Genomic DNA, 20,541 nt, shown 5'->3' on the forward strand with positions numbered 1-20,541 from the left:
GAACCCTAGGGAAATGCTCGCAGGAGGCAAGGGGATAGATGACAGGATTTGAGCGCTGGCCTGAGGAAGGCGCTCGGGCTATGACAGGGTCTGACCTTTTGGATCAAAGAACAGGCAAGATTTGATATGAGTGACGACCGCAATAGCCGTTTCCCCGATGCCCGCGCAGACCGTAGCCGCGCCGAACATGTACCCGTTACGCCGCAGACCCAGTCGCCAGTCTATCAGCTAGCCTTCGCGGATGAGGGTTTCTTGTGCCGTGAGGAACTGCGCCCAGTGCGGCTGCAGTTGGAACTGCTGAAGCCGCAGCTGATGCTTGATGAAAAAGGCATCGAGAGCACCGTCGTGATGTTCGGCGGCGCTCGCATACCGGCCCCTCGCGACAAGGATAAAGCGCGTACTCAGACGCTCGCGGATCTTAGTCATTTCTATGATGAGGCACGCGAGTTCGCGCGCAAGATGACCGAGAAGTCCAAGGCTTCTGGCGGGCGTCGTCATGTGGTTGTGACAGGAGGTGGGCCCGGTGTGATGGAGGCTGGAAACCGTGGCGCGGTAGATGCCGAAGGTGAATCTATCGGGCTCAACATCGTGTTGCCACACGAGCAGGCTCCGAATGAATTTGTCACACCTGAGCTTTGCTTCAACTTCCACTATTTTGCGATCCGCAAGATGCATTTCCTGATGCGTGCGGAGGCGATCTGCGTCTTTCCGGGTGGATTTGGCACCCTGGATGAGCTGTTTGAGGCGCTGACGCTGATCCAGACAGGTCGCATGGAACCGGTGCCGTTCCTGCTCTTTGGTCGCAGTTTCTGGGAGAAGATCATCAATTGGGAGGCGCTGGCGGACGCGGGCACCATCTCCGAACAGGATCTTGATCTGTTTAAATTTGTCGAAAGTGCAGATGAGGCGATCGAGGCGATTGACGCATGGAACCCGGTCCCTGCACGTCAAAACCTGCCCGGTCGCGAGCGCTAAGCGTCACCGCAACACCTGAAATTTGGTCGCAAGAGTAGCGCCAGACGACCGCGCGCCGGGCCCATGGGGCCCGGCGCGCGGGTCCGCCCGAAAGGGCGGAAACCTATGGTCAAATGTCGTTTTCCCTTGTGGGTGGGATGGGAACGTTTGTGGGAACGTCGGGAGCGCGTCAGACCATAAGAATTTGGAAAACCTGACGACCGATCAGCTCATGTCCGCAGGCAAAACTCCGACGGCTTCACCGCGCGGCAGACGCGTCAGCACCTGTGTGCCGTCCTCGTCGCGGATGGCATATCCATAGCCACGCAGGCGAAATTGCCATTCACGCGGGCTCAGTGCTTTACGCCGTTCCTCACGTACCAACGAGAGAATACCATCATCCATTTGCGCGGTCTGTTGTCCAATCATCATTCTGCCCTTTGCTCTATTTGCTGTCCGGAGATTGTTTCCGTGTACTGTTTCTGATTCTGAGACTGTCGGCCTCAGGTGGCGCAAATTTTGCTAAAATTGGGAAAGAATAAGGCGCTGCGATTATTCGCAGCGCCTCGGAGGATCTCAGTTGTGTTGGCGAGGCTCAGTTTTGGCCCATGCCCGCCTCGGCTTCGATCTGTTTACGACTCTTGCGAGCGCGTTCTGTGGCGGATTTCAACTGACCGCAGGCCGCCATGATGTCGTCACCACGCGTCTTGCGGATCGGAGAGGCGTAACCGGCCTGATAGATGATGTTCGCAAATGCCCGGATACGGTTGTTTGACGACCGTTTGTAGGGCGCTCCGGGCCACTCATTGAAGGGAATGAGGTTGATCTTTGCCGGGATGTTGTAGCGTTTGATATGCTCCAACAGCCGGTGCGCATCCTCATCAGAGTCATTCACCCCATCCAGCATCACATACTCAAAGGTGATCCGCTCGGAGTTCGACACTTTGGGGTAATTCGCCAAGGACTGCAAAAGCTCATCAATGTTCCAGCGCCGGTTGATTGGCACCAGCACGTCGCGCACCTCATTGGTGGTGGCGTGGAACGAAATCGCCAACAAGCAGCCGATCTCTTCTGCAGTACGGGCGATTTCGGGCACCACGCCTGAGGTCGACAGGGTAATGCGACGGCGTGACAGCGATATCCCTTCGGGGTCCATCGCAATCTTCATCGCATCACGCACGTTTTCAAAATTATAGAGAGGCTCGCCCATGCCCATCAGCACAATGTTGGACAACAGACGAGTCTCGTCTTTGGGTGCGCCGGGCGTCGGCCATTCCTCCAGATCATCACGCGCCATCATCACCTGACCGATGATCTCAGCGGGCGTCAGATTGCGCACCAGCTTCTGGGTGCCAGTGTGACAGAAGGAACAGGTCAGCGTACATCCCACCTGCGACGAAATACACAGCGTGCCGCGATCATCTTCTGGGATGTAGACCACTTCGACCTCATGGCCACCATTGATCCGCACCAGATACTTTCGGGTGCCATCGGTTGAGACTTGTTTCGACACAACCTCAGGAATGCGGATCTCGAATGTTTCCTCAAGCTGGGCGCGATACGCCTTGGCGAGGTTGGTCATCTCAGAGAAATCACGCACGCCCCACTGATAGATCCACTGCCAGATCTGACCGACCCGCATTTTCGCCTGTTTTTCCGGCGTGCCATGTTCCATCAGCACTTCCCGCATGCGGTCACGGGTCAGGCCGACAAGGTTTATCTTGCCACCTTCCGGCTCCTTGCGGGGCAGGGTCAGAACATCTTGGGTGATCGGCGCTGAGGCTGTCATGAGACGGGTCTCGCTGGCTTGTGTCAAAACGGGGCTGGATGCGGCTCTATATAGGAGATCGGCCCAAGATCAAAAGGATTCTCGTTCAACCCTGCTATGCATGGGGCAACAGGCCACGTATCTCTTCTAACCCAAAATATCCCGGAGCGCGAGGCAGCGCCTCGCAAAAGAAAACGGCGAAGCCCGCGCTTCGCCGCCTCATGTCGGTCTTGATCGCTTGCGCCTCAGCCGGAACAGCGCTTCTCTGCGTCTTCAATCGCTGCAGTGAAGCCAAGCAAAGAGAAGGTATCTTTGGTTTGCGTCCCCCGCGAGGATCGTGCGGTTAGCGATGCATCTGATCCCCGCTTCATCGCGGTGATGATCTTGGCATCATCGGTCGGCGTTGCAGGCCATGCCCATTCCCCTTCGGTGAACAGCTCAAATTCGGAATCACCGATTTTCATATTCACTGTAGAACCGGGGGCGAAAGGATAGCCTCCGGTAAAGGTAACCTGACCTTTGTTGCCGCCATCCGGGCGATAAAACACAAACAATCGAATTTCACTGCGACGCACGGCGACCACGCGGCCATCGCGGGTGTTCACCGTTTCTTTCGGTGCCGAGACGCCTATGCACTCGCGCGGAGAGGTCTCTTCAAAGACGCTCCAATCCACATGCGCACCCACGCGGTTATCTGTCGTTGCTTGCTGTGCGCTTGCGGTGGTGGCCATGCCAGCCAGCATAAGCGCGCCTGCTAAGCGACGGAGTTTCAATGCCATACGTCCCGCCTCCAAGACTGTCTTCCTCAATTGTCTCCGGGCCTTGTGTGCGGTGTTTTGCACACCGTCTGTGCCCATGCCTCATGATCCTTGACACAAGCATATTAGCGGAACGAGGGCCATGCGCAATTGCTGGGTTTGGCAGGTTTTTGCCGCCTTTTCCTTGAAAAGCCGGGGTTTTGAATGTCTGCTGCGATTAAAATTCCTAAAAACAAAGAGCCAAGCCTATGACCAGTCCGATCGCCCCTGCACCTTTTACCGAAATTTGGCGGGGTAGCCTGCTCGAAAGCCAGCACCTCGGCCATGCCGTGATCTGCAACGGCAAAGGGGAGGTTGTGCGCGTTTGGGGCAACCCGGAACAGGTGATCTATCCACGCAGTTCCTGTAAAATGGTACAGGCACTTCCGCTTTTGACCTCGGGGGCTGCGGCGCGCTACGGGTTGACGCGCGAGCAACTCGCGCTGGCTTGCGCCTCTCATAACGGCGCGCGCATCCACATTGACCGGGTCAGCAATTGGCTTGAACAGTTGAACCTTGGTGAGGGTGACCTGCGCTGCGGCGCACAGAAACCGCGTGACAGTGAGGTGCTGCATAGTCTTATCAAACATGACGACAGCCCGTGCCAAATCCACAACAACTGCTCGGGAAAGCACGCAGGTTTCCTAACGCTCTCTCAGCACTTGGGAGCGGGATCTGAGTATGTGGAGATCGACCACCCGGTACAGCAGGCCTGCCAAGAGGCGTTTGAAGAAGCCACCGGAGAGACCAGCCCCACATATGGCATAGACGGGTGCTCTGCGCCTAATTTTGCATGCAGCATTACAGGACTTGCGCGCGCCATGGGCTGGTTTGCTTCGGCACACACCCGCAACGGGCGCGCCGATGATGCGGCGGTACAGTTGCGCGAAGCCATGGCACTACATCCGGAGCTGGTGGCTGGCGAAGGTCGCGCCTGCACGGCTTTGATGCGGGATATGGGCGGTAAGGTTTCCGTAAAAACAGGGGCGGAGGGCGTGTTTGTTGCCATCCTCCCCGAGCAAGAGCTGGGGATCGCACTGAAAGTCGTGGATGGCACCACGCGCGCGGCTGAGAACGCGATCACAACCTTACTGGTGAGTCTTGGCGCGCTCGATGGCAACAGCCCCTCGGCCAAGTCCTATATGAGTGCGCCAATTACCAATTGGAACGGCATCCACTGTGGCGACATGCGCCCCGCCGCCGGCCTGCAGTTCTAACTGCCCAGACTTAGCAGATTACAGAAGATCCCAGATCAGTTTCAGGGCAAGGGTGACGGTCGTCAGAACCAACAGCGGCTTGATCACCTTTGCCCCCTGTTTTTGAGCAAGTCCCGCTCCAACTCGCGCACCTGCGATCTGAGCAAGACCCATGGAGAGGCCGGTGAACCACCACGGTGTTGCGACAACCGCAAAAGCCGCCAGCGCGCCCGCGTTTGACGCTAAGTTCAACAGCTTTGTGTGCGCGGTCGCCTTGAGCACTCCGTAGCCTGCAAGCCCCACAAAGGCGAGCATATAGAAACTGCCCGCACCGGGACCGAACAAACCGTCATATGCTGCACAAAGCGGTACCATGGTGGCCGCAAACACCGCAGGCGACAAACGGCGTGCGCGGTCCACATCATTCAGCCCCTTCTTGGTGGCAAAAAACACTGCGATTCCGATCAAAAGGACCGGCAGGGCGTAGCGGATCAGATTGACCGGCAGCACCGACACCAAAAGCGCCCCGCCGATGGAGGCGAAAAACGCGATTACCGCAGGTTTCCATTGTGTGCGAAGATCCACATGGCCGCCGCGGGCATAGGTGATCGCCGCCGTGGCCGCGCCAAACAGCCCCTGGATCTTGTTGGTCGCAAGCGCCGTGACCGGGTTTGCCCCCGCAATGAGCAGGACGGGCACTGTGATGAGCCCGCCGCCACCGGCGACCGCGTCAATAAAACCAGCGGCAAAGCCCGCTGCCATCAACAGCAGCAGCACCTCGAAGGTGACTTCGAACATTCAATTATCCTTTGAAAGCGTCCCGGCTATAGCCCTGCACATACAAGAGAGCCGTTAGGTCACCGTGATTGATGCGGATGTTGCACTCTGCCGCGACCGAGGGTTTGGCGTGCAGCGCGACGCCTGCCCCCGCACGGGTCAACATGCCAAGATCATTGGCCCCATCGCCGACCGCAATCACGTCTGCCTCGGAAATACCAAGGCGCGCAGTGATCTGTTCGAGCGCTTGGACCTTGGCTTCGCGGCCAAGGATTGGGTGGCCCACCTCGCCTGTCAGCGTGCCCTCCGCGACGATCAGAGTATTGGCGCGGTTTTCGTCAAACCCCAGTTCTGCCGCGACACGCGCGGTAAAGGCGGTAAATCCACCAGAAACCAGCGCCGCGTATGCCCCATCGGCTTTCATCGTTGCCAAGAGTGCGCGACACCCCGGCATAAAGGTGATGCGGTTGTCCAGAACCTCACTGATCACAGATTCGGAAAGGCCCATGAGCAATCCAACGCGTTCGGTCAGCGCGCCCTCGAAATCCAATTCGCCGTTCATGGCGCGGGCGGTAATGTCTTTGACCCGCGCGCCAACACCCGCTTCATCCGCCAGTTCGTCGATGCACTCCTGCTGGATCATGGTTGAGTCCATATCTGCCAGCAGCATCTTCTTGCGCCGTCCCTCAGTGGGTTGCAGGACCAGATCGACGCCCATGCCTTGCAGATCGCTCCAGACCTCCCATTGATTGTCGGGAAGCGCTTCCAGCGTGAACTCCGCCGCAATGCCGGGGTTCAGCCAGTGGGCCTCACCACCGCCCCAAGCGTTCCTCAGCGACTCGACCAATGAAGGCTCTAGCGTCGGATTGGCAGGGTTCACGAGCAGGGTGGCGACGAACATGATTAACTCCTTCGCGAGGCAGGGGGCGATTTCTGAACCTTTTCGGTTGTTTACCGCCTACTTTGAGGAAAGCCACCAGAACACTTGGTGAACGAATAGGGGGTTGTCAAATGACGGTGCTTCAGGGATCATCTTGACTGAGGCCCGTCGGCACACACTACATTTTGTAGCATCTGCTACCGAAAGGAGGTGATGTGAAATGGTCAAAACGTGCAAGACGGTAACGCGAACCGAAAGAGCAACCAAAAAGCCTGGACCGAAAACGGTACCGGTTAAGCCACACCGACGTTCTAAGCCCAAAAAGGGCTGCTAATCTTCCCGGATTAAGCATGAAACGTCGGCGGGCCTCACTACTGAATCACAGTTGGACTCTGCCGGCAACAACTACCTGTCATTGTTGAGGGCCTTCCGCAGCTATCCGCCAAAGTTTCCGATTGGCGTCATCCGGGGTCGCAAAAATTTTCCAAAGCGGCGCAAACGGTCGATTTTCCCAGTTGCGCGGAATCGCACCCCCGCATATCGCTGTTGGTGGGACACCCCTCCCCAACGAGGGGCGCTTATCTGGAAGGGTAGCATTTATGGCTATTGCACAACCGGCATCGCGGCCGGCCAATCCGCGTTTTTCTTCTGGCCCCTGCGCCAAACCCCCCACCTATGATCTGTCCAAACTCGCTGGCGCGCCTCTGGGTCGCAGCCACCGCGCTGCCGTCGGCAAGGAAAAGCTCCTCGCCGCCATCGAAGGCACCCGCGAGGTTCTGGGCATCCCCGCAGACTACAAGATCGGCATCGTGCCTGCGTCCGACACTGGCGCGGTCGAGATGGCGATGTGGAACCTGCTGGGTGCGCGCAAGGTCGAGATGCTCGCCTGGGAGAGCTTTGGCGCGGGCTGGGTCACCGATGTGGTGAAGCAGTTGAAAATCGACGCCGAGGTCAAGACCGCCGACTATGGCGACATCGTCGATCTGGCGACGGTGGACACCGATAATGATGTGGTTTTCACATGGAACGGCACCACCTCCGGCGTGCGGGTTCCCAATGGCGACTGGATCAAAGACGACCGCGAAGGTCTGACGATATGTGACGCCACCTCTGCGGCCTTCGCACAGGAACTGCCTTGGCAAAAGCTCGATGTGACGACCTTCTCCTGGCAAAAAGTGCTGGGCGGTGAAGCGGCACATGGCGTCATCGTCCTCAGCCCCCGCGCAGTCGAGCGCCTGGAGAGCTACACGCCCGCATGGCCGCTGCCAAAGATCTTCCGCCTGACCAAAGGCGGCAAACTGATCGACGGGATCTTCACCGGTGCAACCATCAACACGCCGTCGATGCTGGCGGTTGAGGACTATCTGTTCGCGCTCGATTGGGCGCGGTCGGTCGGCGGCCTTGAGGGGCTCATTGGCCGCGCCAATGCCAATGCCAATGCGATCCACGCCTTTGCCTATGCCAACGACTGGATTGAAAACCTCGCCAATGATCCGGCGACGCGCTCCAACACCTCTGTGTGTCTGAAGTTCACGGACAAGCGGATCAAGGATGGCGCGAGCTTTGCCAAGGCTGTGGCCAAGCGGCTGGAGGCCGAGGGCATCGCCTATGATATCGGTGCTTACCGTGACGCGCCTGCCGGTCTTCGGATCTGGTGTGGCGGCACGGTCGAGACGGCCGATATCGAGGCCATGCTGCCGTGGCTCGCATGGGCCTTTGAGGCCGAGATCGCCGCGCAAGGCTAAAGGATAGCGTCTGGGCGTCAGCCCAGGCGGCACCCAACCACTCCCGCTATTTCAGGCCGCACCCTGGCCCCCGCAGACAAAGGACCAATACAAATGGCCCCCAAAGTACTCATCTCCGACAAACTCTCGGACGCCGCCGTTCAGATCTTCCGTGACCGTGGTATCGACGTCGATTTCCTGCCCGACGTGGGCAAGGATAAGGAAAAGCTGGCTGAAATCATCGGACAATATGATGGCCTCGCGATCCGTTCCGCCACGAAGGTGACGCCGACGATTCTGGAAAGCGCCACCAACCTCAAGGTGATTGGCCGCGCCGGGATCGGCACCGACAACATCGACAAGGAAGCCGCGTCGAAAAAGGGTGTGATCGTCATGAACACCCCCTTCGGCAACATGATCACCACCGCTGAACATGCCATCGCGATGATGTTCGCTGTGGCGCGACAGGTCCCCGAGGCCTCTGCTTCGACCCATGCCGGGAAATGGGAAAAGTCCAAGTTTATGGGCGTCGAGCTGACCGGCAAGACCCTCGGCGTGATTGGCGCTGGCAACATCGGCGGCATTGTCTGCGACCGCGCCCGGGGCCTGAAGATGAAGGTTGTGGCCTATGATCCGTTCCTATCCGAGGAAAAAGCCAAGAAGATGCAGGTCGAAAAGGTCGAACTGGACGAGCTGCTGGCCCGCGCTGATTTCATCACTCTGCATGTGCCGCTGACCGAGCAGACCAAGAATATCCTGAGCCGCGAGAACATCTCCAAAACCAAGAAGGGCGTGCGCATCATCAACTGCGCCCGTGGTGGTCTGGTGGACGAAGATGCATTGGCCGAAGCACTGACCTCGGGTCATGTTGCAGGGGCGGCCTTTGATGTGTTCTCTGTGGAACCGGCCAAGGAAAACCCTCTGTTCAACCTGCCCAATGTGGTTTGCACACCGCACCTTGGGGCCGCGACAACTGAGGCGCAGGAAAACGTGGCACTGCAAGTTGCAGACCAGGTGGCAAACTATCTGCTGACTGGTGCAGTGGAAAACGCACTCAACATGCCGTCAGTGACTGCTGAAGAAGCCAAAGTCATGGGTCCGTGGATCAAACTGGCTGACCATCTCGGTGCTTTTGCCGGCCAGATGACGGATGAGCCGATCACCGCGATCAATGTGCTCTATGATGGTGTCGCGGCTGACATGAACCTTGATGCGCTAAACTGTTCGGTGGTCGCGGGCATCATGAAAAAGGTGAACCCTGATGTGAACATGGTCTCCGCGCCCGTTGTGGCCAAAGAGCGCGGCATCCAGATTTCTACCACCAATCAGGACAAGTCCGGCTCTTTTGATGGCTATATCAAGGTGACTGTCGTCACGGCAAAACGCGAGCGCTCTGTCGCGGGCACCGTGTTCTCGGATGGCAAGCCGCGCTTCATCCAGATCAAGGGCATCAATATCGATGCCGAAGTTGGCGCGCACATGCTCTACACCACCAACAAGGACGTTCCGGGCATCATCGGTACCTTGGGGCAGACCCTTGGTGATATGGATGTGAACATCGCCAACTTTACGCTGGGCCGGAATGAGGTTGGCGGCGAGGCAATCGCGCTTCTTTATGTGGATGCAGAAGTTCCAGCCGATGCACGCGCGAAGCTGGCGGAGACCGGGTATTTCACCCAGATCAAGCCGCTGGCATTCGACGTCGCCTGACACCGGGTGATTTGAAAAGAATGCGGGCTCATCGAAGGATGGGCCCGTTTTTGTATTAAATACCTGTTTTTACTTGCCCTGACGCGCCCGCGCGCCATTGTGGCGGCAAATGGCCTCGGACGCATTTACTCCGGTGCGATGACCGCCTCTGACTGCAGACAATCGAAAGACGCCTCTCCTATGACCAAACCTATCTATGCAATCGGTGACATTCACGGGCAGACCGAACAGCTTGAGCGCGCGTTGGAGCTGATCACCATGGATGGTGGTGCTGAGGCGGAGGTGGTCTTTGTGGGCGACTATGTGGACCGCGGTCCTGACAGCCGGGGTGTCATTGACCGTTTGATGCAAGGTCAGGCCGACGGCCGCAATTGGATCTGCCTCAAGGGCAATCATGACCGTATGTTTACCTGGTTTATGGAAGATTTTCCGCGAGAAGACCCGCATCTTCCGGTTGAGCTCTATTATTTACAGGAACGCATCGGCGGCGCGCAGACGCTGGCCTCTTATGGTGTGGACTGCGGCCCGGGGGATCGTAAATCCCGTGTGCATGAGGCCGCACGCGCGGCAGTTCCTGCTCAACATTTGGCTTGGATCGATTCGTTGCCTCTGTCTCATCAGGCAGGTGAGCAGTTCTTTGTGCATGCAGGTATTCGCCCGGGTGTGCCACTGAAGGAACAGACCGAGCACGATATGCTATGGATTCGGCAGGGGTTTCTTGAGAACACCGAGAGCCACTCGCATCTGATCGTGCATGGGCATACTGCCGAGAAATGTCCGGTTCATTATGGCAATCGTGTCGATATTGACTGTGGGGCAGGGTACGGGCGTACCCTCGTGCCCGTGGTGTTCGAAGGGGATAAGGCATGGAGCCTGACCTCCGAGGGGCGCAAGCCACTGGAACCTGGACAGTCATAGGGCACGGCACACGCCAGAAGCGATTTTGCGAGAGAATTGTTGCCACGGCACCCGTAAAGGTTGTATCACGATGTGCGTGGCTAACGCGCTGTTCCTTTGCAGCCCCCTGCAAGCAGGATCCCCTGTCTTCAGCGGCGTTTAGTTATGCTTCACGTTGTCCTTACTGTGGCAGGCACCCCGGATCGGGGTTGCCTGCCTCTTTTCGTTTGAACGCGGACTAACGCCCAGTCCAATCCAACACGACCTTACCGCTTTGGCCTGACTTCATGGCTGCAAAGCCCTGTCCGAAATCATCAACAGAAAAGCGGTGAGTGATTACTTTGCTTACATCAAGACCGTTTTGCAGCATGGCGATCATCTTGTACCAGGTTTCGAACATCTCGCGGCCATAGACGCCTTTGATAGTGATCGCCTTAAAGACGATGCGCGACCAATCGACCGGGGATTTGCCCGGTGGAATCCCAAGAAGCGCGATCTTGCCACCCATCACCAGGGCCTCAACCATTTGGTCCAGAGCCTGCTGGTTACCGGACATCTCAAGCCCGACGTCAAAGCCTTCTTTCAGACCCAGCTCGTGCTTCACGTCATTCAGGTCTTCCTTGGCCACGTTGACGGGTCGCACCCGTGCGACCTGTTCCGCCAACGTCAGGCGGTCAGCGTTCACATCCGTGATGACCACATGTCGCGCCCCGGCGTGGCGGGCGACGGCTGCTGCCATGATGCCGATGGGGCCTGCGCCGGTGATCAGCACATCTTCACCCAGCAGATCAAAGCTCAGCGCGGTGTGTACGGCATTGCCCAGCGGGTCGAGGATCGCGCCGATTTCATCCGGAATGTCGTCGGGCAGGGGCACCACATTAAACGCGGGAAGGCGCAGATATTGCGCAAATGCGCCTTGCTCGTTGACCCCGATCCCGCGCGTGCCCGGATCAAGGTGAAACTTGCCGGAGCGTGACTGACGGCTCTCGGTGCCGATCAGATGCCCCTCCCCCGAGCAACGCTGCCCGACCGAGAGCCCGGTCACGTTGCGCCCCAGCTCCACGATCTCGCCTGCGAATTCATGGCCGGTGATCATCGGCACGGGCACGGTATGTGCGGCCCAATCGTCCCAGTTCCAGATGTGAATGTCGGTGCCGCAAATGCCGGTTTTGTTGACCTTGATCAGAACATCATCCGGCCCGATGTCAGGTACCGGCACCTGCACCATCCAAAGACCCTCTTCGGGTTTGGATTTTTCAAGAGCTTTCATCGTGTTGGGCAGCATGTCAGATCACTCCACAGGCTTTGCCCGCACGCTCAAACGCGCCGAGGGCTCGGGTCAATTCCTCACGGGTCAGGGCGGCATTCATCTGGGTGCGAATGCGAGCCTGACCCTTGGGCACGACGGGAAAGAAGAAGCCGGAGACATAAACACCTTCGTCAAAGAGCCTGGCCGCCATGGCTTGTGCAAGCTTGGCATCCCCCAACATCACCGGGATGATCGGGTGTTCGCCGGGCAGCAGGTCGAACCCCAGTTCCGTCAGGCCCTCACGCCAGAATTTGGCATTCTTGAACAGCTGCTTGCGGAGATCCTCGCCTTCTTCAACCAGACGGATCGCTTCCAAACCGGCCGCCACGACCGCAGGCGGCAACGAGTTTGAAAACAGATAGGGCCGTGCGCGCTGACGCAGCAGGTCAATCACCGGCTGCGACCCGGCGATATAGCCGCCAATCGCACCGCCCAGCGCCTTGCCCAGCGTGCCGGTCAGGATGTCGACGTCGATACCAAAATGATCCGGCGTGCCGGCCCCATGCGGCCCCATGAACCCCGTCGCATGGCAGTCATCGACCATAACCACCGCATCATAACGGTCGGCTATTTCGCGGATTGCAGGCAGGTTGGCCAGATAACCATCCATGGAAAACACGCCATCGGTGGCTACCATGACGTGGCGTGCACCGGCTGCACGGGCGTCTTTCAGCTTGGCCTCCAGATCTGCCATGTCGTTGTTGGCATAGCGGTAGCGCTGCGCCTTGCAGAGGCGGATACCGTCGATGATGGAAGCGTGGTTCAGACCGTCGGAGACAATCGCATCCTCTGGCCCAAGCAAGGGTTCGAACAGCCCACCATTTGCGTCAAAACAAGCGGCAAACAGGATCGAATCGTCCTTGCCCAGGAATTTTGCAATGCGCTGCTCCAGCTCGCGGTGCAGATCCTGCGTGCCGCAGATGAAACGGACCGAAGCCATACCATAACCCTTGTCGTCCATCACAGCCTTTGCAGCGGCAATCAGATCTGGATGATCAGCCAGGCCAAGATAGTTGTTGGCACAGAGGTTGATGACCGCGCGGTCGCCCACGTGGATCTCGCCCGCCTGGGGCGAGGTGATCATTCGTTCGCGCTTGTAAAGACCATCGGCTTCGATCTGCGTCAGGGTTTCGCTGATGTGGCTGAGGAAAGCATTGGACATGAGCACGACTCCGGTTGTTTCCCGAAGTCTGTCATAGTGGACATGCTTCCGTAAAGGTGGAATTTCAGCTTTACGGAAAAAAATCCGCAATTACGGAATTTTCATCTTCTAACCGAAAATATCCCGGGGTGAATTGGCCGAGAGGCCAAGAGGGGCCGCGCCCCTCAACTGTTCTTCACAATCAGGAAAACCCGCGCAGCGCCGTCCGGGGCGGCAATCGCGTGCGAAACATCCGCCGCATATCGGGCTGTATCTCCTGGCGAGAGGCGATCCTCCGCCGTGCCGGAGGTCAAAACAACCGTTCCCTCCAAGACCGTCAATTGTTCCCGCGTGCCGGGCGCATGTGGTTGGCTGATCAAGGCCCCTCCGGCAGCGAAGCTGATGTCATAGACCTCATGCCCGCCGACATCTTCGGGCGGAGACAGGATGGCGATGGTGCATTGCGCGGCCTTGCTGTCGATCACCGGCACATCCCGCGCGCGCAGAACATCGATGCGGTCGACCGTCTCGCTGGCCTCCAACAGGCCGGCGAAATCCACCTGAAGTGCGCGGGTGAGATTCCACAGTGTTGCAATCGTGGGAGAGCTCTCCCCCCGTTCGATCTGGCTCACCATTGAGCGGCTGACCCCGGAAAGGTTCGCCACCGCCTCTAGGCTCAACCCTTGCGCCCGGCGTGCCTCTTTCAGGCGGGCGGGCAAAAGGGTCAGGATATCGTCTGTTGTGTCCGTCATGACGGAAGTAGTGGCGCGCGCCGCAGTGGCTGTCAATGACGGGACGTCCTGCGGGACAGGTTTATGCTGCGGGTGCATACTGGCGCAAACGGACATGAGGAGTGAGACATGACGGATATCGTGATTCTGGACGGCGCGCGCACGGCGATTGGTGCCTTTGGTGGCGCATTGGCACAAACTGCGCCGATCGATCTGGGCGCGACGGTGGCCAAGGCAGCAATGGAGCGTTCCGGTGTTGAGCCTGCGCAAATCGGCACCGTGGTCTACGGCCATGTCATCAACACCGAGCCGCGCGACATGTATTTGTCGCGAGTGGCCGCGATGCAGGCAGGTATTCCCGAGATCGCACCAGCGATGAATGTGAACCGGCTGTGTGGATCGGGCGCGCAAGCGATTGTTTCGGGCATTCAGGCCTTGATGCTGGGCGACGCGGAGTTTGCACTAACGGGTGGTGCCGAGAACATGTCGCGCAGTCCTTTCATCACACCCTCGACCCGCTGGGGGCAGAAAATGGGCGATGTGAAATCGCTCGACATGATGCTGGGTGCGCTCAATTGCCCCTTTGGGACCGGCCATATGGGGGTGACCGCAGAGAATGTCGCGGACGAGCATGAGATCACCCGTGAACAGATGGACGCATTTGCGATGGCCAGCCAGACCCGCGCCGCAGCGGCGATCGAGGCGGGCTACTTCCAAAGTCAGATCGTACCGGTCGAGGTGAAAGTCAAACGCGATATGGTGCCGTTTGAAGTCGATGAGCACCCCAAGGCGACCTCAATGGAAGCGCTCGCAGGCCTGCGCCCGGTGTTTCAGAAGGAGGGTCGTGTCACGGCGGGGAACGCGTCGGGGATCAACGATGGCGCGGCAGCACTGGTGCTGGCGACCGGTGAGGCGGCGGAGAAGGCCAGTCTGAAACCCAAGGCACGCGTTCTGGGGTATGCCCATGCAGGCGTGCGGCCAGAGGTGATGGGCGTTGGTCCGATTCCGGCGGTGGAGCAGCTGTTGAAGCGCATCGATATGACCATCGGGGATTTCGACCTCATTGAGTCGAACGAGGCCTTTGCAGCACAGGCACTGGCGGTGAACAAAGCGCTCGGGCTCGACGCCGCCAAAGTGAACCCCAATGGCGGTGCGATCGCATTGGGGCATCCGGTGGGGGCAACCGGAGCCATCATCACCGTGAAAGCGCTGTATGAGCTGGAACGCACGGGCGGTCGCCGGGCCATCATCACCATGTGTATCGGTGGTGGTCAGGGTATTGCACTGGCAATCGAGCGTCTTTGACCTGATCGGGCAGATGGGCGTTGCCCCTCTGCGCTGGCGCGCATTCACCCCAGGATATTTTAGGTTAGAAGAAGGTGCTGATATCGTCGGCACCCTCTTTTGTTATATTACATGCGTGATGATGAGAGTGGCGAGGACACCAACAGCTGCGCCCGCGGCTGCGGCACGTTTCCAAGGGCGGCGGGCTGATTTATCTTCAGGTTCTTGCGCCTGGGCGATCAGGGCACGTTCCACCAAAGTCGGCAGACGCGGGCCAAAGCGGGCCAAGACCAACGCAGTCTTGCCCAGATCGGACGCGATAGCGCGGGGGCCGATCGAGGATTTGATGTAGTCCTCCACCACCGGTTTTGCGACGTCCCATATGTTGATGCGCGGATCAAGCGAGCGGGCGACGCCTTCGACCACCACCATGGTGCGCTGCAACAGGATCAACTCGGTACGGGTTTCCATGCCAAAACGCTCTGTCACCTCGAAGAGATAGTTCAAGAGCCGTCCCATGGAGATATGCGTGGCGTCCATGCCAAAGATCGGCTCGCCTACGGCCCGCAATGCGCGGGCGAACTCGTCCACATCCTGCGTGGCGGGCACATAGCCTGCCTCGAAATGGACTTCGGCCACGCGTTTATAGTCGCGTTTGATGAAACCATAGAGGATCTCGGCATAGACCCGGCGGGTATAAAGGTCGATATGGCCCATGATGCCAAAATCATAGGCAATGATGTCGCCATTGGCGGCAACCTTCATATTGCCTTGGTGCATGTCAGCATGGAAATACCCGTCGCGCAGCGCATGGTTCAGGAACAGGGACAAGACCCGTTGACCCAGCGCGTGCCGGTCGTGGCCTGCGGCATCGAGCGCGTCATTGTCGCCAATCGGCAACCCGTCGGCCCAGCCCAGCGTCATCACCCGGCGAGCAGAGTAATTCCACAGCACTGGCGGAAGTTGGAAGCCCGCGTCATTGGAGGTGTTATCCGCGAACTCTGAGGCGGCCGCACTTTCAAGGCGCAGGTCCAGTTCGCCACGGACAACGCCATCGAAGTGGGTGATCACATCCATGGGGCGCAGGCGTTTGGCGCCGGGTGCGAAGAGTTCCGCAATGCGGGCGGCAAAGTAGAATGCATCCACATCCTTGCGGAAGGCACGCTCAACACCGGGGCGCAAAACCTTGACCGCTACGTCCTGACCGGTCTCTGTCAGGCGGGCGCGATGGACCTGCGCGATGGACGCAGCGGCGATCGGCTCGGAAAATTCCGTGAAAATCTCATCGACCGGGCGGCCCAATTCCTTGGCGACCTCTGCCATGGCGACTTCGCGCGGGAAGGGGGGGAGTTTGTCCTGCAAGACACGCAACTGCCGCGCCATATCCTCGCCCACCACATCGGGGCGGGTTGAGAGCACCTGACCGAATTTAATGTAGGCAGGCCCCAATGCGGTGATTGCACGGGTTGCCGGTGGCATGGATGGGTCGCCCTTGTAGCCAAGCCACTGGAAAGGCCAGCCAAGTGTATAGGCCACCATGCGCAAAGGGGCCGGCGCGTCGAAGGCGTCGAGTACCACATTCATGGCGCCGGTGCGCACCATGGTCGCGCCTGTGCGGATCAGGCGGATGATATTGTGAGGTCCGCGCATCGATCAGATCTTCCAGCCCGAGTGCAGAGCTGCAATGCCCATCGACATGTTGCGGTATTTTGCATTTTCAAACCCGGCCTGTTTTACCATTCCGAGGAATGTGTCTTGATCCGGAAAGTTACGGATCGATTCCACGAGATATTGATAACTGTCATAGTCACCTGCGATCATCTGCCCCATTCGCGGGATCACGTTAAAGCTATAGAGATCATAGAGTTTTTGCAGCCCGTCGTTGGGCAATTGGCTGAACTCCAGCACCATCAGGCGTCCGCCGGGTTTCAGGACGCGGTAGGCTTCGTTCAGGGCTTCTTGCGGGCGGGTCACATTCCGAATTCCGAAAGAAATAGTATAGACGTCGAAGGTGTTGTCTTTGAACGGCAGCGCCATTGCGTCGCCGGTCACCCAGTCCAAACTCTCGGCCATTTGTTCGGCCTCTGCCCGTTTGCGACCCTCTTCCAGCATCGGTGTGGTCAGATCAAGCACGGTGGAGTGACCATAGCCTGCACGTTTTAGGAAACGAAAGGAGATGTCACCGGTGCCGCCCGCCACATCCAGCAGACGCTGACCGGGGCGCGGCGCGAGCCAGTCCATCATTGCATCCTTCCAGATTCGGTGAATGCCGACGCTCATCACATCGTTCATGATGTCATATTTCGAGGCAACGGAGTTGAAGACCCCCTGAACCCGGCCTGCCTTTTCGTGCTCCGGCACGGTTTCAAAGCCGAAATGGGTGGTGCTGTCAGATTTCTCGGTCATTGGCCTTGTCGTCCTCGCAGTTTCGCACTTGTTATAGAGCGCTCACGGGGCGGCACAATGCGCCCTTCTGTCAGGGGAGTCCTCTAATGCCTGAATTGCCCGAGGTCGAGACGGTGATGCGGGGCCTGCAACCCTCTATGGAGGGGGCGGTCATCACCCGCGCAGATGTGAACCGGCCCGATTTGCGCTGGCCTTTTCCGGATCGTATGGCGGACCGGCTATCGGGGCGCAGGGTGTTGTCGATGCGACGGCGGTCGAAATACATCCTTGCTGACCTTGATAGCGGCGAGACGCTTTTGGTTCACCTTGGTATGTCAGGGCGGATGACGGTATCGGGTGACCCGCTTGGCCAGTTTGTGCATGCGCATCCGCAAACCGCCAAACATGATCATGTGGTCTTTCACATGGAAAATGGCGCGCGGGTCACTTTTAATGATCCTCGCCGCTTTGGTGCGATGGACCTGCTGGATACGGCGACAGCCGACAGTCACAAGCTGCTTGCGGTGCTGGGACCGGAGCCTTTGGGGAACGATTTCCATGAAAATCACCTTGTCACAGCCTTCAAGGGCCGCAAGACGCCCGTGAAATCCGCGCTGCTCGATCAGGGAATCATCGCGGGCCTTGGCAATATCTATGTCTGTGAGACGCTTTTCCGTGCGGGCATTTCGCCACGTCGCGAAGTTGGAAAAATCAGCGCGCCGCGCGTTGCAGCGCTGGTTCCTATCATTCGTCGAGTGTTGCTAGACGCGATTGCAGCGGGGGGATCGTCGCTCAAGGATTTTCGCCAAGCCAATGGCGAACTTGGATATTTTCAACATACCTTTGATGTATACGGGCGCGAAGGAGAGCCTTGCCGACGGGTTGGCTGTGGGGGGACGGTCACTCGAATCACCCAATCAGGGCGGTCGTCCTTCTACTGTGGCAAGTGCCAAAGATAGCTTGAAAGCGAGAGCCGCCGTGATAATGACTCTGGTTCAGGAGAAACAACCGAAAGCGAATTGTCATGGCCTATGAGACGATCAACGTCGATATTCAGGACCACGTCTGCCTCATCAAGCTGAACCGGCCTGAAGCGTTGAACGCGCTCAATTCCGTCCTTCTGGGCGAGTTGTGTGCCGCTTTGGAAGAAGCGGACGCCAGCGACAAAGTGCGCTGCATCGTGCTGACCGGCTCGGAAAAAGCCTTTGCAGCGGGCGCCGACATCAAAGAGATGTCGGAGATGAGCTATGTCGACGTATTCACGTCGAATCTTTTTGCCGACACCAACGATCGGATTTCGGCCATCCGCAAACCGATTATCGCGGCTGTATCCGGCTACGCGCTGGGTGGGGGCTGCGAGGTTGCCATGATGTGTGATTTCATCATCGCAGCAGAAACCGCAAAGTTTGGCCAACCCGAGATCAACCTCGGTGTGATCGCAGGCATGGGCGGTACTCAGCGCCTGACCCGGTTTGTCGGGAAGTCGAAGTCGATGGATATGAACCTGACGGGCCGCTTCATGACTGCCGAAGAGGCGGAGCGGGCCGGTCTGGTGTCGCGCGTGGTTCCGGCCAAGAAACTGATCGAAGAGGCGATGGCCGCGGCCAATAAGATCGCCGAGAAATCAGTTCTGACCTCGATTGCCGCCAAGGAGGCAGTCAATCGCGCGTATGAATTGCCGCTGAGCGAGGGCATGCTCTTTGAACGGCGGGTCTTCCATTCCATGTTTGCAACAGAAGACCAGAAGGAAGGTATGGCAGCTTTCCTAGAAAAGCGCGAAGCGCAGTTCCGGGACAAGTAACCAGATTTGGTGAGGTTCTGTGCCGACGCAAATGACGCCGTACGGGCCCCACTGATACCTAAAATACTATGGCCTCCGGTTAGATAGCGAGGTTTGAAAACGGGCCCGCGGGCCCGTTTTTTGCATTCTCCTCGGCGAGACACTCCAAGAAACGGTGTTTCAAGGGATCGCTTGCGCTTTGTGTGCGAATCCAGTAATGACCGCCGTCATACATGCGCGTGCAGCCCGCTTAGGCTAGAATCACGACCGGTGATCCGATCCGGGTTCGGCTGGCATTCGCCATAATTGAACACTACGAACTCGAAGATAAGGTCACCACACCATGGCAAACACTCCTCAGGCTAAGAAGCGCGCACGTCAGAACGAAAAGCGCTTTGCCATCAATAAAGCTCGTCGTTCGCGCATCCGCACCTACCTGCGTAAAGTCGAAGAAGCCATCGCATCCGGCGACAAAGAAGCTGCAACCGCAGCTCTGCGCGCGGCTCAGCCCGAACTGATGCGCGGCGTGACCAAAGGCGTTTACCACAAAAACACCGCGTCCCGTAAAATCTCCCGTCTGTCCGCGCGGGTGAAAGCGCTGGGCTAACGCTCTTCTTACGCTGGCCAGTCCGGCGATTCTGATGTCGCGCCGCTAGCGGCGTTGATCCAGATTTCAACCTGAAAAAGCACCGCTGATGGCGGTGCTTTTTTGTTTGAAGGATTCCGGTCACTTCTGACGAGTCGCAGAGATTCTTTGTCGTCCAAGCCCGAGTCAACATCATAGTTTCGTTGCCGCTCTATGTCCGAAATTGCTACCACTGTTGCAGCGATTCATTCGCTGGGGGGACAGGCTGCTCGCGACAACTCTGACGGGCATTAGAGTTGTTATAGCCGGTGATCTGCGCGCTGCGCGTGGCACCGGAACAATGAAGTATACGGCGTAGTGCGTCGCGCACTTCACGTTAGGCATCTGTCTCATTCAGTGAATTAAGGGCGAACGTTTTTTCGTTGCGGCCATTTTGTGTGTTGCCGCACGTTACATGACGTTGTTTTCGGTTATCGAAACACGTGAAGGTCAGTTTGCATGCAGGCTGGCGACGTTCTTTCTGTGCCCGATCGTGACCGGATTGTTCTGAGCAGAACAGCCGGACTGGGACGAAACGATAGGCCGAAAATCCGGCCATAACACAGGATGCGTGAGGCGCAGC

The 20,541-nt window shown here is 58.2% G+C and carries 19 protein-coding genes; 9 read left to right on the forward strand and 10 right to left on the reverse strand.

Annotated features, from left to right (window positions below; translation table 11 throughout):
- Window positions 1-126 precede the first annotated feature (126 nt).
- Entirely contained in the window at window positions 127-975 is an 849-nt protein-coding gene (locus QNI81_RS14640) for an LOG family protein (protein WP_009177592.1), read from the forward strand.
- A 204-nt stretch (window positions 976-1,179) separates the two neighbouring features.
- Here the strand turns inward: QNI81_RS14640 and QNI81_RS14645 are convergent, their stop codons facing one another.
- From QNI81_RS14645 to QNI81_RS14655, 3 genes are all read right to left on the reverse strand, one after another.
- Window positions 1,180-1,386, reverse strand: a complete 207-nt coding sequence (locus QNI81_RS14645) for a hypothetical protein (RefSeq protein ID WP_005676094.1) — start codon at window positions 1,384-1,386, stop codon at window positions 1,180-1,182.
- Window positions 1,387-1,549: 163 nt separating this feature from the next.
- A complete protein-coding gene (gene rlmN / locus QNI81_RS14650; protein ID WP_126136058.1) occupies window positions 1,550-2,743 on the reverse strand; it encodes a dual-specificity RNA methyltransferase RlmN in 1,194 nt (397 codons plus the stop codon).
- A 224-nt stretch (window positions 2,744-2,967) separates the two neighbouring features.
- Window positions 2,968-3,501 (reverse strand): invasion associated locus B family protein, encoded by a 534-nt coding sequence (locus tag QNI81_RS14655; protein WP_005608792.1) that lies wholly within the window; start codon window positions 3,499-3,501, stop codon window positions 2,968-2,970.
- A gap of 227 nt (window positions 3,502-3,728) precedes the next feature.
- Between QNI81_RS14655 and QNI81_RS14660 the strand changes: the two genes are divergently transcribed.
- A complete protein-coding gene (locus QNI81_RS14660; protein ID WP_283966966.1) occupies window positions 3,729-4,736 on the forward strand; it encodes an asparaginase in 1,008 nt (335 codons plus the stop codon).
- 18 nt (window positions 4,737-4,754) lie between these two features.
- Here the strand turns inward: QNI81_RS14660 and QNI81_RS14665 are convergent, their stop codons facing one another.
- Window positions 4,755-5,513, reverse strand: a complete 759-nt coding sequence (locus tag QNI81_RS14665; RefSeq protein WP_283966967.1) for a TSUP family transporter — start codon at window positions 5,511-5,513, stop codon at window positions 4,755-4,757.
- 4 nt (window positions 5,514-5,517) lie between these two features.
- Window positions 5,518-6,393, reverse strand: coding sequence for a phosphoserine phosphatase SerB (gene serB / locus QNI81_RS14670; protein ID WP_283966968.1), 876 nt, complete (start codon window positions 6,391-6,393; stop codon window positions 5,518-5,520).
- A 578-nt stretch (window positions 6,394-6,971) separates the two neighbouring features.
- On the opposite strand from serB, the gene QNI81_RS14675 reads away from it, so the two are divergent.
- From QNI81_RS14675 to QNI81_RS14685, 3 genes are all read left to right on the forward strand, one after another.
- Window positions 6,972-8,117, forward strand: a complete 1,146-nt coding sequence (locus tag QNI81_RS14675; protein WP_126136062.1) for a phosphoserine transaminase — start codon at window positions 6,972-6,974, stop codon at window positions 8,115-8,117.
- A 93-nt stretch (window positions 8,118-8,210) separates the two neighbouring features.
- Window positions 8,211-9,806, forward strand: coding sequence for a phosphoglycerate dehydrogenase (gene serA, locus QNI81_RS14680; protein ID WP_283966969.1), 1,596 nt, complete (start codon window positions 8,211-8,213; stop codon window positions 9,804-9,806).
- 180 nt (window positions 9,807-9,986) lie between these two features.
- Window positions 9,987-10,724, forward strand: a complete 738-nt coding sequence (locus QNI81_RS14685) for a metallophosphoesterase family protein (RefSeq protein ID WP_283966970.1) — start codon at window positions 9,987-9,989, stop codon at window positions 10,722-10,724.
- A 217-nt stretch (window positions 10,725-10,941) separates the two neighbouring features.
- Here QNI81_RS14685 and tdh read toward each other — a convergent pair whose 3' ends face one another.
- The 3 genes from tdh to QNI81_RS14700 all read right to left on the reverse strand — a co-directional run bounded on the left by tdh (window position 10,942) and on the right by QNI81_RS14700 (window position 13,905).
- Entirely contained in the window at window positions 10,942-11,973 is a 1,032-nt protein-coding gene (tdh, locus tag QNI81_RS14690) for an L-threonine 3-dehydrogenase (protein WP_283967891.1), read from the reverse strand.
- A 16-nt stretch (window positions 11,974-11,989) separates the two neighbouring features.
- Window positions 11,990-13,174 (reverse strand): glycine C-acetyltransferase, encoded by a 1,185-nt coding sequence (locus QNI81_RS14695; RefSeq protein ID WP_283966971.1) that lies wholly within the window; start codon window positions 13,172-13,174, stop codon window positions 11,990-11,992.
- 164 nt (window positions 13,175-13,338) lie between these two features.
- Window positions 13,339-13,905 carry a helix-turn-helix domain-containing protein gene (locus QNI81_RS14700; RefSeq protein ID WP_005608813.1) on the reverse strand — a complete coding sequence of 189 codons (567 nt, stop codon included), beginning with the start codon at window positions 13,903-13,905 and terminating at the stop codon, window positions 13,339-13,341.
- A 108-nt stretch (window positions 13,906-14,013) separates the two neighbouring features.
- Between QNI81_RS14700 and QNI81_RS14705 the strand changes: the two genes are divergently transcribed.
- Window positions 14,014-15,189, forward strand: coding sequence for an acetyl-CoA C-acyltransferase family protein (locus QNI81_RS14705; RefSeq protein WP_283966972.1), 1,176 nt, complete (start codon window positions 14,014-14,016; stop codon window positions 15,187-15,189).
- Window positions 15,190-15,291: 102 nt separating this feature from the next.
- Here QNI81_RS14705 and ubiB read toward each other — a convergent pair whose 3' ends face one another.
- Together ubiB and ubiE are read right to left on the reverse strand one after the other, a co-directional pair.
- Window positions 15,292-16,818: a 2-polyprenylphenol 6-hydroxylase gene (gene ubiB, locus QNI81_RS14710; protein ID WP_283966973.1), complete on the reverse strand. Its 1,527-nt coding sequence runs from the start codon at window positions 16,816-16,818 to the stop codon at window positions 15,292-15,294.
- A gap of 3 nt (window positions 16,819-16,821) precedes the next feature.
- Window positions 16,822-17,574, reverse strand: a complete 753-nt coding sequence (gene ubiE, locus QNI81_RS14715) for a bifunctional demethylmenaquinone methyltransferase/2-methoxy-6-polyprenyl-1,4-benzoquinol methylase UbiE (protein ID WP_005608820.1) — start codon at window positions 17,572-17,574, stop codon at window positions 16,822-16,824.
- Window positions 17,575-17,660: 86 nt separating this feature from the next.
- Between ubiE and mutM the strand changes: the two genes are divergently transcribed.
- From mutM to rpsT, 3 genes are all read left to right on the forward strand, one after another.
- A complete protein-coding gene (mutM, locus tag QNI81_RS14720) occupies window positions 17,661-18,512 on the forward strand; it encodes a bifunctional DNA-formamidopyrimidine glycosylase/DNA-(apurinic or apyrimidinic site) lyase (protein WP_283966974.1) in 852 nt (283 codons plus the stop codon).
- A gap of 65 nt (window positions 18,513-18,577) precedes the next feature.
- Entirely contained in the window at window positions 18,578-19,354 is a 777-nt protein-coding gene (gene acuK / locus QNI81_RS14725) for an acryloyl-CoA hydratase (protein ID WP_283966975.1), read from the forward strand.
- Between the two features lie 322 nt (window positions 19,355-19,676).
- A complete protein-coding gene (gene rpsT, locus QNI81_RS14730) occupies window positions 19,677-19,940 on the forward strand; it encodes a 30S ribosomal protein S20 (RefSeq protein WP_005608828.1) in 264 nt (87 codons plus the stop codon).
- Window positions 19,941-20,541: the final 601 nt, after the last annotated feature.

This window comes from Tritonibacter sp. AK171 (genome assembly GCF_030127025.1).
GTDB lineage: Bacteria > Pseudomonadota > Alphaproteobacteria > Rhodobacterales > Rhodobacteraceae > Epibacterium > Epibacterium mobile.